The organism is Kangiella shandongensis, assembly GCF_020005365.1.
Lineage (GTDB): Bacteria > Pseudomonadota > Gammaproteobacteria > Enterobacterales > Kangiellaceae > Kangiella > Kangiella shandongensis.
Window position 1 is genome coordinate 1 of record NZ_JACNML010000004.1, and the last position, 13573, is coordinate 13573.

At 47.7% G+C, this 13573-nt stretch carries 11 protein-coding genes and 2 tRNA genes; 4 read left to right on the forward strand and 9 right to left on the reverse strand.

What is annotated here, in order from left to right:
- Positions 1 to 742: 742 nt before the first annotated feature.
- The 9 genes from H7708_RS05075 to H7708_RS05115 all read right to left on the reverse strand — a co-directional run bounded on the left by H7708_RS05075 (position 743) and on the right by H7708_RS05115 (position 8715).
- Positions 743 to 819 (reverse strand) — tRNA-Met (locus tag H7708_RS05075).
- Positions 820 to 903: 84 nt separating this feature from the next.
- Positions 904 to 1995, reverse strand: a complete 1092-nt coding sequence (gene ychF / locus H7708_RS05080) for a redox-regulated ATPase YchF (RefSeq protein ID WP_223669397.1) — start codon at positions 1993 to 1995, stop codon at positions 904 to 906.
- Between the two features lie 27 nt (positions 1996 to 2022).
- On the reverse strand, positions 2023 to 2616 hold the full coding sequence (pth, locus tag H7708_RS05085) for an aminoacyl-tRNA hydrolase (RefSeq protein WP_223669398.1): 594 nt from the start codon (positions 2614 to 2616) through the stop codon (positions 2023 to 2025).
- A gap of 34 nt (positions 2617 to 2650) precedes the next feature.
- Entirely contained in the window at positions 2651 to 3343 is a 693-nt protein-coding gene (locus H7708_RS05090) for a 50S ribosomal protein L25/general stress protein Ctc (RefSeq protein ID WP_223669399.1), read from the reverse strand.
- A gap of 713 nt (positions 3344 to 4056) precedes the next feature.
- Positions 4057 to 5004, reverse strand: coding sequence for a ribose-phosphate pyrophosphokinase (locus H7708_RS05095; protein ID WP_223669400.1), 948 nt, complete (start codon positions 5002 to 5004; stop codon positions 4057 to 4059).
- A gap of 63 nt (positions 5005 to 5067) precedes the next feature.
- A tRNA-Gln gene (locus tag H7708_RS05100) sits at positions 5068 to 5142 on the reverse strand.
- A 13-nt stretch (positions 5143 to 5155) separates the two neighbouring features.
- A complete protein-coding gene (gene ispE, locus H7708_RS05105) occupies positions 5156 to 6028 on the reverse strand; it encodes a 4-(cytidine 5'-diphospho)-2-C-methyl-D-erythritol kinase (RefSeq protein WP_223669401.1) in 873 nt (290 codons plus the stop codon).
- 3 nt (positions 6029 to 6031) lie between these two features.
- Positions 6032 to 6685 (reverse strand): lipoprotein insertase outer membrane protein LolB, encoded by a 654-nt coding sequence (gene lolB, locus H7708_RS05110; protein WP_223669402.1) that lies wholly within the window; start codon positions 6683 to 6685, stop codon positions 6032 to 6034.
- Positions 6686 to 6738: 53 nt separating this feature from the next.
- A complete protein-coding gene (locus tag H7708_RS05115) occupies positions 6739 to 8715 on the reverse strand; it encodes a tetratricopeptide repeat protein (RefSeq protein ID WP_223669403.1) in 1977 nt (658 codons plus the stop codon).
- A gap of 203 nt (positions 8716 to 8918) precedes the next feature.
- Here H7708_RS05115 and hemA point away from each other — a divergent pair, with 203 nt between their 5' ends.
- The 4 genes from hemA (at position 8919) to H7708_RS05135 (ending at position 13474) form a co-directional block, all read left to right on the forward strand.
- On the forward strand, positions 8919 to 10187 hold the full coding sequence (gene hemA, locus H7708_RS05120; RefSeq protein ID WP_223669404.1) for a glutamyl-tRNA reductase: 1269 nt from the start codon (positions 8919 to 8921) through the stop codon (positions 10185 to 10187).
- A 57-nt stretch (positions 10188 to 10244) separates the two neighbouring features.
- The gene (gene prfA, locus H7708_RS05125) at positions 10245 to 11336 is read left to right on the forward strand and encodes a peptide chain release factor 1 (RefSeq protein WP_223669678.1); all 1092 of its coding nucleotides are present in this window, start codon (positions 10245 to 10247) and stop codon (positions 11334 to 11336) included.
- A 13-nt stretch (positions 11337 to 11349) separates the two neighbouring features.
- Positions 11350 to 12189: a peptide chain release factor N(5)-glutamine methyltransferase gene (gene prmC / locus H7708_RS05130; protein WP_223669405.1), complete on the forward strand. Its 840-nt coding sequence runs from the start codon at positions 11350 to 11352 to the stop codon at positions 12187 to 12189.
- 241 nt (positions 12190 to 12430) lie between these two features.
- Entirely contained in the window at positions 12431 to 13474 is a 1044-nt protein-coding gene (locus H7708_RS05135) for a rod shape-determining protein (protein ID WP_223669406.1), read from the forward strand.
- Positions 13475 to 13573: the final 99 nt, after the last annotated feature.

Consider the following 13573-nt stretch of genomic DNA (forward strand, 5'->3'; position numbering starts at 1 on the left):
GTGATGTCAGTTACTTCCTGATGAATTATTACAACTGGGAGCGACCGCATCAATTTAATGATGGTCTACCACCGGCAAAAGCCGAGAAATTAGCTAAAAAGGTGTCCGGGTTTTGTTGACCACTACAATGTATATCGTTCTATTAGATGAATATAATAAAATTAATAATACTTCAAAATATTATAATTTTTCTGAATTAAAAATAAGTGATGAGGTTATTAACTTCATAAATGTTTGTTGCAGCATATGCTTCAAGTATAAACCCAAAGATTTCACACCCGAAAGAACGCTAGCACTACTTATAGCTATTATTGATCGAAAATTTTATATCTTCCCAGAACCGTTGAAAATTCTTGATAGACTTTTAAATAAGATTCTAATCTATAATTTTTTAGACATTAAACAATTTAGTCTATATTTAGAAAAGTATTTTAATGATTAATTCTAATTTAATATATTGTACTTCTGATATTCCTCAAGAAGGTGCCTATATTCTCTCCTCTTTCATATGGTTAACTCTGTTAGTAATCTTCGGTAGTCCATAAGTTTAAATTTAAATAATCAGCCTCACTTTTTTCAGGCTTAAAATAACATATTATCTAAACTGTTTTTGGTCGTTTTGAGCAGAGATAAGTATAAATAAATGGACTTTTTATTCATCCACGTTGGACTTACGGTGGACTTACGTTTTGCAGGCAATAAAAAAGGGCTACGCAAAAATGACGTAACCCTTTGATATATATGGTAGCTATGGGTGGACTTGAACCACCGACCCCAGCATTATGAATGCTGTGCTCTAACCAGCTGAGCTACATAGCCTTAATTCAGTGGCGCGTATTTTCGTGATTTCGGGGCTTTATGTCAAGCCTTTCGAGCGAAAATATGCGCCTTTTTTCCGATTCGTTAGACGTTGAAGCGGAAGTGCATGACGTCGCCGTCCTGGACGATGTAATCTTTACCTTCCAGACGCCATTTACCGGCTTCTTTAGCACCTGCTTCACCGTTATGACCAATGTAGTCGTCGTAAGAAACCACTTCGGCACGGATAAAGCCTTTTTCGAAGTCTGTGTGGATGACGCCAGCGGCCTGTGGTGCGGTAGCGCCGACTTTAACCTGCCATGCGCGAACTTCTTTCTCGCCAGCGGTGAAGTAGGTTTGCAGGTCGAGCAGGTTGTAACCAGCGCGGATAACGCGGTTCAGGCCCGGCTCTTCTAAGCCTAAGTCATTCAGGAAGTCGACCTTGTCTTCGTCGTCCAGCGCGGCGATTTCCGATTCGATAGAGGCGCAGATAGGCACCACTTCGGCGTGCTCAGAAGCTGCGAATTCACGAACCTTGTCTAGAAGAGGATTATCTTCGAAACCGTCTTCGCTGACGTTAGCGATGTACATGGTCGGCTTAATGGTAATAAGCTGGAACTTGCGCATCAGTTTGCGCTCGTCTTTGTCCAAATCCATGCTACGCAGGGCTTTACCTTCGTCGAGGCACTCTTTGGCCTTCTCCAGCAGCGCAAGCTCGGCTTTGGCGTCTTTATCGCCGCTCTTGGCGACCTTGGCTGTTTTAATAATACGTTTTTCGACCGCTTCCAGATCAGCCAGCGCTAACTCGGTGTTAATCGTTTCGATATCGGCGATTGGGTCGACCTTACCGGCAACGTGCACCACGTCGTCGTTAGCGAAGCAGCGCACCACGTGGGCGATAGCATGTGTTTCACGAATGTTGGCCAGGAACTTGTTGCCCAGACCTTCACCTTTCGATGCGCCCGCCACAAGACCTGCGATATCCACGAACTCCATGGTTGCGTGTAGCACTTTCTGTGGGTTGGCGATTTTCGAAATTTCGTCGATACGTGGATCCGGGATCGGTACAACGCCCGTATTCGGTTCAATGGTACAGAAAGGGTAGTTGGCAGCGTCAATGCCTGCATCTGTCAGTGCATTGAACAGGGTCGATTTTCCTACATTGGGCAAGCCCACGATTCCACAATTTAGTGCCATGTTACTTCTCTCTACTATTGATTCGGTTTATTGAGCGCCAGCTTTCACGCTATGCAGTCTGTGTACGGCTTTATCCCAGTCGCCGTTTAACAGCGTCGGGGTTTCGCGTACGGCTTCATCAATCGCTAAATTGATAGCATTACGATCGTCGGGGCTGGGTTTACTGAGGACGTAGCCAGTAACCTGACTCTTGTGTCCTGGGTGGCCGATGCCGACGCGTAAACGCATAAATTCTTTGTTGTTACCCAACTTGCTGATGGTATCACGCAGGCCGTTATGACCGCCGTGGCCGCCACCTTTTTTCAGCTTTAACGTACCCGGGTCGATATCCAGTTCATCGTGTGCGACGAGGATTTCTTCGGGAGCGATTTTATAAAAGTTAGCGACGGCCTGAATGGCTTTGCCACTGACGTTCATAAAGGTGGTTGGGATCAGTAATTTGATTTCTTCAGAGCCAATTAAGCCTTTGGCGAATAGGCCATGGAACTTACTTTCGACTTTGAAGGGGATATTATAAGCTCGTGCCAGTTCTTCGACATACCAGGCACCAGCGTTATGACGGGTATCTTGATATTGTGAGCCTGGATTGGCCAGGCCCACAATTAACTTGATGCTAGACATTGTCTAACTGAAGGCGTTCAGAGTGAACGAAGAATTACTCTTCGTTCTTTTCTTCTGCGTCGTCGCCTTCGTCACCTTTCTGTTCGCTAGCTGGAACATCAGTTTCATCAACTTCGTCAGCGTCTTCTTCAGGTTCTTCTTCGACAACTGGCGGTACCATGTTAACAACAGATAGGTCATTTTCTTCAACATCACCGTGCATGAAGGCAACTAGCTCAACGCCTTCTGGCAACGTGATTTCGCTCAAGTGCACAGAATCACCGATGTTCATCTCGCTCAAGTCAACTTCGATATACTCAGGCAAGTTACGTGGACGACAAGAGATCTCAACCGTCGTTAACTGGTGAGACATTACGCCGCCTTCTTTTGTACCAGGCGCTTTATCTTCGTTGATGAAGTGCAATGGAACGTTTGCTTCCATGTTTTCACCACGGACGATTCGTTTAAAGTCAACGTGCATTAGTTTTAGTTTGAACGGGTGACGCTGAAGGTCTTTGATAAGAACTTCTTCAGTTTCGCCGTCGATGACTAAGTTGATGATTGAAGAGTATGCTGCTTCATCATCCAACATGTTGTTGATTTCATCGTGGTGCAAAGTGATTGACTTTGCTTCTTCGTTACCACCGTATACTACGGCAGGGATTTTGTCCGCAAGACGACGTAGGCGGCGGCTCGCACCTTTCCCTATATCGCTGCGTAATTCAGCATTCAGTGTAAAATCGCTCATTGTGTTATCTCCACAAGTTGAGTAAATAGTAAGGCCAGACTTTGCGACCAAGCCGAGCCCGAGAAAAATCGGACGCGAATTATACCTTGATCCCAACCCAATAAGCCAGTTTATTTAGGGATAAATTCAGGTTTTTTGGGGGTTTTAGGGTGGGTTTAAGGTTAAACAGGAGGTGTAGGGGTAGTTAAGTGCTATCTCCTGCGGCTTGGCTGTTTAATTGCCATTAAAGTTAATGGAAGGAATTCTATATATTCATTTTCCCTAAAGGGACTTCCTTTGGTCGTTTGTACGAGCAAAAAATGAATCAAAAAACTCGCCCCAAAAGTTAGGCGCATGCGCTTCCCTCATACTCCAAAATTACTAACGTGCCGCACCACGGGCATTCCCTGCAGTCACCACGAAACTTCCCTGTTTCGTTTTTGCTAAATCGGGCTGTCTCCCAAAGGGATTTCCTACGGTCACTTACCGATTTACACTATAATTTTGAAACATGAGGCTAACTTTTATGGGGAAGTACGCCCGATACATGTGTATAACACCGTAAAGGGTTTGTTAGAGATGTTAAGCATCTTGGATGTATTGGTTTTGAAAGGGCATGCTGTGGTTGGATTTGTCCTCAGGATAGGCTCATTAATGGAGCTGGACATAAAAAAATCCCGCGACTGGCGCGGGATTTTGAATCGTTCGATGTGGTCTCAGGTCTAGTTTAAAACTTAGTCCAGGAACATCGTCGAAATCGACTCTTCCGTGTTAACACGGCGAATTGACTCGCCCAATAATGGTGCCAAGTCTAAGATTTCGATGCGATCACAGGCTTGAGCTTCTTCGCTCAGCGGGATGGTGTTGGTAATAACCAATGCATCCAGAGCAGAGTTGTTCAGGTTGTCGATTGCTTTGCCCGATAATACCGGGTGCGTAGCGTAAGCTGATACGCTGTTGGCGCCGTTATCTTTCAGCGCTTGTGCCGCCTGACAAAGGGTGCCAGCAGTATCAACCATATCATCAACGATGACACAGTCACGGCCGGTAACGTCACCGATAATGTTCATCACACCAACTTCGTTTGCGCGTGGGCGACGCTTATCGATAATCGAAAGGTCAGCATCGTCTAAACGCTTAGCAATCGCGCGAGCACGAACCACACCGCCTACGTCAGGAGAAACCACCATTAGGTTTTTGCCTGCTTGCGATCTGATGTGATCAAGTAATACTGGCGTGGCGTAGACGTTATCTACTGGGATGTTAAAGAAGCCCTGAATCTGGTCAGCGTGCAGGTCAACCGTTAATACGCGGTCAAAACCAACGCCACTGATCATGTTGGCGACAACTTTAGCACTGATTGGAACACGCGCTGAGCGGACACGGCGGTCCTGGCGAGCGTAACCAAAATACGGAACAACCGCTGTAATACGCTTAGCTGAAGCGCGCTTTAACGCGTCAGCCATAATCACCAATTCCATTAAATTGTCATTGGTTGGCGCACAGGTTGATTGAATGATAAAAACGTCTTTACCGCGAACGTTCTCAAGGATCTCAACATTACATTCGCCATCGCTAAAGCGAGAGGTGTTAGTTTTACCTAAAGGAACTTTTAAATAATCGGAAATACGTTTGGCGAGATCAGGAGTGGCGTTACCACTGAAAAGCATTAAGTCTGACATCGGAAAGCCCTGTGTTTTGCCCCAAATTCACAAGCAGAGAAATTGATGTTTAAAAAAAGAAAATGGCAGGGGTAGCTGGATTTGAACCAACGAATGGCGGCATCAAAAGCCGCTGCCTTACCGCTTGGCGATACCCCTGCAATATAGCACCTTAAACGAGCGGTGAGGTGTCGATACCTCGTGCTGTTAAGGTTAGCCAGCGCTGCTTGCACAGTGCCGCTATTTTACGGACTTCTCGCTCATTGTCAAAGGTTAAGAACACACAACTTCCAGTTCCTGTGAGCGTTGCTTTTCCAAATTTGTTAAGAAAGTCAAGGGCTTCCCCAACCTCTGGATAAAGCTCTGCCACAAGAGGCTCAAAGGCGTTGTAACCAAGTTCTAAACTTGCCTCTGTGCGAGTGGCGCGTAATTTAATGGGTTTATTGTCTCTTGTCAACGCTTGATGTGAAAAAATTTTCGAAGTGTTTATTTTTACATCAGGATAGACAATTAAATACCATTTTTCCGGTACCGATGTTGCGCTCAAAATTTCGCCAATGCCTTCCGCCCATGCCGTTTTACCATTCACAAAAACCGGTACATCCGCACCCAGTTTGGCGCCAATATCACACAGTGTTTCGTTATCCAGGTTTAACGACCATAATCGGTTGAATGCTATCAGGGTTGTGGCCGCATCGGAACTGCCGCCACCGAGACCGGCACCGGAGGGCAGGTGTTTGTGCAAGTGGATATCGGCACCGTCGGAATCTTTTTTGTAGGGCGCCAGGGCGCGCGCGGCTTTGATGATTAGGTTATCGTCGCTTGGCACTTCGTCGTAAGCGCTATCCAGAGTGATTATGCCGCTGTCGTTCGGCTTGATCCAGATCTCGTCACCGATATCCAATAGCTGGAACAGGGTTTGCAGCTCATGATAGCCGTCATCGCGTCGCCCCAGAATGCGTAATTCCAGATTCAGCTTTGCTGGTGCTGGCCAGTAGCTGTAACCATCGTCGTTGGTAAAGCCGGTGGTATGCTCGAAAGTCATGGTTTACTCCTGCGCAGGCTCTATGTCCCAGGAGCGGACAGACAGAATGATTTTATTCTGCCCCTGAACGATTTTAATTTTGTCCGGCATTTTTAAGGTGATGGTCTTATTATCACGCTCCCACTCGGCCTCGTCGTAGCGAATAAAGTCGACGGTGTAGTCGAGGTATTTGATTTGCTGCAGGGTGCCGTCAGCATTGATCAGTAGATTGCTTTTATTGATCCCGGTTGGCAGGCCTTTAATCCAGTCCTGCATCAGGCTCACCGGAATATCCCATCCGGATACGCCGTACAATAGATTTCGCGCATCAACGCCTTGATAGTGTTCGTCGTCGCCGGTATCCAGGGTACTGAGATTGGGGCCGACCTTTAAAATCAGATAGGTCTGACCGAAAGCGCCATACATGCGGAAGGTGAAGTTATCCTGTTGACGCTGTTGCCATAAGAAGTTGGATGAGAAGCTGTCTTCCGGGTGGGTAATGCCGATCCGCCCTTTAAGCTGGTATTGCTCGAACGTTTTCAGCAGTTGGTAATGTTTTTGCCAGCGCGGATCATCCCACACCGTGGTTTCCTGTTTGACGGGTGTGGTTTCACAGGCCGTGAGGGCGAGCAGGGACAGTAGTGCGCTAGCAATTATTTTGGTTGTTGTGAATCGCATGGAGCTCCAGCTTTTTGTTATTCAATGTATCGAGATATTGTAACCCGCTGATCTTAAGTATCCAGCAGGTTAGCCTTTGGGAATCGACGTAAGGTGCGCAAAATATACTGGTTGTTTGGGGACAGGCGCAAGGCTTTTTGCCATACTTTGATGGCTTGCTGGTGCTTGTTCATGACCCACAGGACTTCGCCCAGGTGTGAGGCAATTTCCGGCGATGACTCCTGCTGATAAGCCATCTCAAGGTATTTTAGGGCTTTTTTGAAATTCCCGAGACGATAGTTCACCCAGCCCATGGAATCTTGTATCGCGACATTATCCGGTTCATGATGGTAGGCGCTTTCGATCAACGCTTTGGCTTCCTGTAGGGAGCGGTTTAAATCCGCCAGGGTATAGCCAAGGGAGTTTTTGGCATGAACATGATCTGGGTCGAGCTTTATTACACGGCGTAAATCTTTTTCCATCGAACTGTAATATTCCAGCGGTTCGGCTGCGAGCGCTTTGCTGTACAGCAGCTCAACGTTGTCGGGCTGTTGAGCGGAGGCCTTTTCAAGAAGCTGGTAGGCCATTAGGTGGCTATTGCGGCCTTGCAGGAAATTAGCGCCTATTAAAATGATGTCGTTTTGTAACTGTTGATCCTTGACGCCGTCGCGTAGTGCGAGAATGGACTGGCGGAATTCAGCTACCGATTGGGTTTGGTTTAACAGCTGGAGTTTCAGATAGAACAGGAAAGGTTTGTCCGGACTGACTTGAAGTGCTGATTGGATTCGGCGCTCGGCCTGCTGATAATCACCGGTCTGGGTCAATAGGTTGATTTCAAATTCGAGCAGACGCTGACGATCGTCCAGACCTACTCTGCGCTGAGCCCGTTGCAGGCTCTTGAGCGCCTGCTCCATTTTGCCATGCTCAGCATAAAGCTGTGCCAGCTCGGTACGTGCCGTCATGTAGAAGCGACCTACAGGAACCATCTCGTAGCAGGTATAAGCTTTCACCAGATCCTCAGTTCGGGCTGCTGAGTCGGCGCAATAGTAACTGGTAATTTCTTTTTTGAACGATTGCTGTGCCAAAGACCAGAAGATATTACTGGCCTTTTGGTAGTGCTCTAATGCGTAATGACTACTGGCGGTTAAAAACTGAGTCTGGGTATCGTTGGGGCGTTTTTCCAGCACTCGTTTAAAGGCGATGAGAGCGTTGCCATAATCGCGTTGGGTATAGAGCAGTTCGCCGATTTTATAAGTTTGCTCGGTGCTAAGGTTGTTATGGCGTAACACCTGTAACAGGTACTGAGTGCGCTCCTGTTTAGAGTTCAAAGCGAACGCTTCACCTTTCAGTTCAATTGCCGACAGAAAATTCGGCTTTTGTTTTAAGGTGAAACTCAGGAGTGACTGAATGCGCTCGTACTGCTTCTTGGGGTGCTCGGACTTTAAACGCAAATAGGCTTCAGCCGTGGCGATATAGGGCGAGCTGAGTGGTTTATTAACGGTGCTGTAAAAGGGAATAAAGTCAGCGTCATCCTGAAAACTGGCCAGGCGAATAAGTTCGTAAAGCTTTTCATCATCGTTCTGCGGCAGCAGGGGGAGTAATTGCTGAAGGTATTCTTTCGCCGAGCTGGTATGGCCCTGGGCCAAGGTGGCGATTATGGCTACCTTATAGGCATTGGCATCGTCGGGTGATGCGTCGAGCCACAGTTTCACTGCGTCCATGGAGTTAGCATAATCCCGTTCGATCAAGGCGACCATGGCGGCTTTGGCCGAGAGCACCTGGCTGCCAGTCTGCTCCGCAGCATAGAAGAAGTTGCTTTGTGCAACGTCGTATAGCTGCTGTTTATTGGCGATATCTGCTAATAGAATACTGAAGTAGAGTTGACCGCGATCCTCGGCGGAAAACTGGGCAACAGAAGGGTGCTCCTGCTGCTGTTCGGCGCTGGATTCCGGAGGCGTTTCTGTGACCTGCGGTTGTGTGGTAGCACAAGAGGTTAGTAATATATAGCAGGCTGAAACGGCAAGGATTTTAATTGAGGAAAGCTTCTTCATTCCGTCTATTCTAATAGATTCCTATAAAAATTTTGTGAAAGCACTCCACAAGAGTATCAAGAAAATTTATACAGTACAGTGAAAAAATGAAGTTTTGACGTTTTTTTAAGATTAGCGGACAACTCTAAGCGGTGTTATAATTCGCGCCAATTACATGTCTTTGATTTGTCGTATCTTTCGTGAGTGACCGTATAGCCTAGCTTATGTCTTTGATTGCTTTAGGAATAAACCACAAAACAGCTTCTCTCGCCGTGCGTGAGAAGGCGGCTTTCGCCGATCATGAGTTGGGTGAAGTGATGGCTGAATTGAAAGAGACCATCGACGATTCCGAGGTGGCTCTGTTATCGACTTGTAACCGGGTTGAGTTTTATGTGTCTAACGAGTCGAAGTCGGCCGAAGAGCTGAAAGCTGGCTTACTGGAATGGCTCAAGACAAAGAAAGCGTTAGCTCAAGATCTGGACGAAGCGATTTACTGTCATCAGGATCTTGATGCTGTCAGCCATTTAATGCAGGTTGCGAGTGGTCTGGACTCGATGGTTCTGGGCGAACCGCAAATCCTGGGGCAGCTTAAGGCCTGTTATCAAAAGGCAAAGCGCGCCGGTACGGTTGAGCAAGTCATGGAGCGCCTGTTCCAGAAGACGTTCTCGGCGGCGAAACGAGTGCGCCATGAAACGGAAATCGGCTCTAATCCTGTGTCCGTGGCTTATGCCGCGGTTAGTTTAGCGCGGCATATTTTCGCCGACTTTTCTAAGCTGACCGTCCTTTTTGTCGGAGCTGGTGAAACCATTGAACTGGCGGCACGGCATTTAGAGCAGAGCGGTGTGCACAGTATGGTCATGGCTAACCGGACCCTGGCTAATGCGCAGCATCTGGCGAGTGAGTTTGAGGGGAAGGCTGTGGGGCTGGAAGCCATACCGCACTATTTAGCGCAGGCAGATATTGTGATCAGCTCAACTGGCAGTATGTTGCCAATTATTGGTAAGGGGATGGTTGAGTCCGCTGTTAAGGAACGTCGTCGTAAGAGCATGTTTATGGTCGATTTGGCGGTGCCGCGCGATATCGAAAGCTCGGTGGCCAATCTTGATGATGTTTATCTCTATACGGTTGATGATCTGGAAGGCGTGATTCAGGAAAACTTACAGGCGCGTCAGGAAGCGGCGCAGGAAGCGCAGGGAATACTGAAGGAATTCGTTGAAGATTTCCAAAAGTGGCATGCAGGTCGCCAGAAACATGATACAGTGCGTGAGTTACAGCAAGTGTTTAATGAGGTCGCCCAAGCTGAGCTGGAGCGGGTCAAAGCACAACTAAAAAATGGCGGTGATGTCGATGAAGCCTTAGAGCATTTCACGCATCGTCTGACCAAGAAGTTTTTACACCAACCTATGGTATGGTTACGAGAAGAGGATGACGAGTGGGATCGCCATCAGATTACTCGACAGCTGTTTCAGCTGGATAAGTCGTCCGACGATTAACCGGGTTTGGTATTATCAATTATCGTTATTAGTCTACGGGAATAAATTAGCAGCATGTTGCAGGATTCTGTCAGTCAAAAATTAGAAGGTTTGGTTGATCGCCACGAAGAGTTAGAAGCTTTGCTTGGTGATCCTGAGATTATTTCGGATCAAAATAAATTCCGCGATCTTTCCAAAGAGTACTCTCAATTAGAGGAAGTCGTTAAGGCGTTTCAGCAGTACCAGGAAGCTGTGGAGAATTTAGAAAGTGCCGAGGAAATGTTGAAAGACGATGATCCGGATATGCGTGAAATGGCTCAGGAAGAATTAAAGGGCGCAAAAGAGCAGATTGAAACGCTGGAAGTGGACTTACAGAAATTACTACTGCCGCGCGATCCTAACGACGATAAAAATACTTTCCTTGAAATACGTGCCGGTACGGGTGGCGATGAGGCGGCTATTTTTGCGGGTGACTTATTCCGTATGTACAGCAAATACGCCGAAAAACAGCGCTGGCAGACTGAAATCATCAGTGAGAGCCAGGGCGAGCACGGCGGTTATAAAGAAATTATTTTACGGGTTATCGGTGATGGTGTGTATTCACGCCTCAAGTTCGAATCCGGGGCGCACCGAGTGCAGCGTGTTCCTGAGACCGAATCGCAAGGGCGTATTCATACTTCGGCCTGTACCGTAGCGGTGATGCCGGAAGCGGATGAAGTCGATGCCATTGATATTAACCCAGCGGACTTGAAAGTGGATACGTTCCGCGCCTCAGGTGCCGGTGGTCAGCACGTTAACAAAACCGATTCGGCCATTCGTATTACTCACTTGCCGACGGGTGTGGTGGTTGAGTGTCAGGATGAGCGCTCACAGCATAAAAACCGTGCTAAAGCCATGTCCGTGTTGCAGTCACGTTTGCAGGCGGCCGAGGAAGCGAAGCAACAGTCTGAGCAAACCGAGATGCGCCGAAACCTGGTCGGAACCGGTGATCGCTCGGATAGAATTCGCACTTACAATTATCCACAAGGCCGTATGACCGATCATCGCATCAACTTAACCCTGTATAAGTTGGACGAAATCATGGAAGGCGATATCGATCAAATCGTCGAGCCGTTAATTCAAGAGCATCAGGCCGATCAGTTAGCGGCCCTGTCTGGACAGGCCGACTAAGCGGAATTTACCCTTGAGTCATACCATTGCCAGCGCTATCGACTGGGCCGTCAAACAACTGGCTGCCAGCGATAGTGCTAAGCTGGATGCTGAGCTGTTATTGGCTTATCTGCTGGATAAAAATCGTACCTGGCTCAAGACCTGGCCGGATCACATCTTAAGTCAATCTTCATTTGCGCAGTTTCAGGCTTTAATAAAGCGCCGCGTCGACGGCGAGCCGGTAGCTTATATTCTTGGTCAGCAAGACTTCTGGACTTTTACTCTGAAAGTATCTGCGGCCACGCTAATTCCGCGCCCGGAAACGGAACATGTGATCGAGTATGCCTTAGAACAGCTGCCTGTGGATGGAGCCGTTAAGGTGGTGGATCTGGGAACCGGAACCGGAGCGATTGCGATGGCTATTGCCAGCGAGCGACCCGGGGCTCGGGTTTGGGCGGTTGATTTCAGCGAGCAAGCCTTGGCGGTGGCTGAGCATAATCGTAAAAAGTACCAGCTTAATAATATGGTCTGCCAGCAGGGGCATTGGCTGGATGACTGGTCACATGGTGAGCTGGATATGATCGTCAGTAACCCACCTTATATCGCCGACAATGATCCGCATTTGCATGATTTAAGCTATGAGCCACAGTCTGCCTTGGTGGCCGAGGATCATGGGCTGTCCGATATTCGATATATCACCGAGCAGGCGGTGATATACCTTAAACCAGGCGGCTGGCTGGTTTTTGAACATGGTTTTGAACAGGGCAAACCCGTACGACAGATCCTGGAGCAAAGCGGTTTTCAGCTAGTGGCAACGATTAAGGACTATGCCGGGCTTGCGAGAGTCACAGTGGGACGAAAAGCTGAACTTTAATGCCTGATCTGGGTCTGTTGTTATAGGCTTTAAGACAGAAGCAGCATAAAATCGACAATCTGTGAAAATAATCTGGCATCCAAGGTTTTTAAGCTTGCCGAGTCTAGCGAGTATTGTTAGAGTAACGCGATTGAGAATATTCTCACAAGCCTTGTCGCCATTGGCGTTTAGCCCTTTTTGATTGACAATTATTTTAAGTGAACTTTAACTAAAACAAGTTTAAAGCGGGAAACCTCCTTCGATGTTTAATAAATTACGTGGCCTTTTTTCAACTGACCTATCGATTGATTTAGGTACAGCCAATACTCTTATTTATGTCCGAGACCAAGGGATTGTGCTCGATGAGCCTTCAGTAGTCGCCATCCGTCAAGATCGTTCTGGTGGCGCGAAATCAATTGCCGCTGTTGGTGAAGCTGCGAAAAAGATGTTGGGTAGAACACCGGGAAGCATCGTCGCTATCCGTCCAATGAAAGACGGCGTTATCGCTGATTTTGAAGTGACTGAAAAAATGCTTCAGCACTTTATCCGTAAGGTCCATGACAATACGTTTTTCCGTCCGAGCCCACGAGTGCTGGTCTGTGTTCCTTGCGGTTCAACTCAGGTTGAGCGTCGTGCGATTAAAGAATCTGCATTGGGTGCCGGTGCTCGCGACGTTTTCTTGATCGAAGAGCCGGTTGCTGCGGCTGTCGGTGCCGGTCTTCCTGTTAATGAAGCGCGTGGTTCGATGGTAGTCGATATCGGTGGTGGTACTACTGAGATTGCGATTTTGTCATTGAATGGTGTGGTCTATTCGGATTCGGTCCGCATCGGTGGTGACCGTTTTGATGAGGCGATTATTGAATACATCCGCCGCAACTACGGCACCATTATCGGTGAAGCGACGGCTGAGCGTATTAAGCATGAAATTGGTACGGCTTATCCGGGTACTGAAGTGCGTGAACTGGATGTACGTGGCCGTAATCTGGCTGAAGGTATTCCGCGCAGTTTCACAATTAACAGCAATGAAATCCTCGAAGCACTGCAAAATCCTCTGCATGGAATTGTCCGCGCGGTTAAAACGGTCCTGGAGCAGTCGCCTCCTGAGTTAGCGGCCGATATCTCCGAGCGCGGTATGGTAATAACTGGTGGTGGTGCTTTGATTCGAGACGTTGATCGTCTATTGATGGAAGAAACCGGGTTACCTGTTATTGTTGCCGAAGATCCATTGACCTGTGTCGCACGAGGTGGCGGTAAGGTTCTGGAAACTATCGACGAGCACGGTGGAGACTTGTTCTCAGACGACTAGTCGACTGTAAAAAGTCCATTAAAATCGGGCACTTATAGGGCCCGATTTTTGTATCTACAGGCAATAAATTGCTAAACTAAAGTCCTGTCATGAGGACTT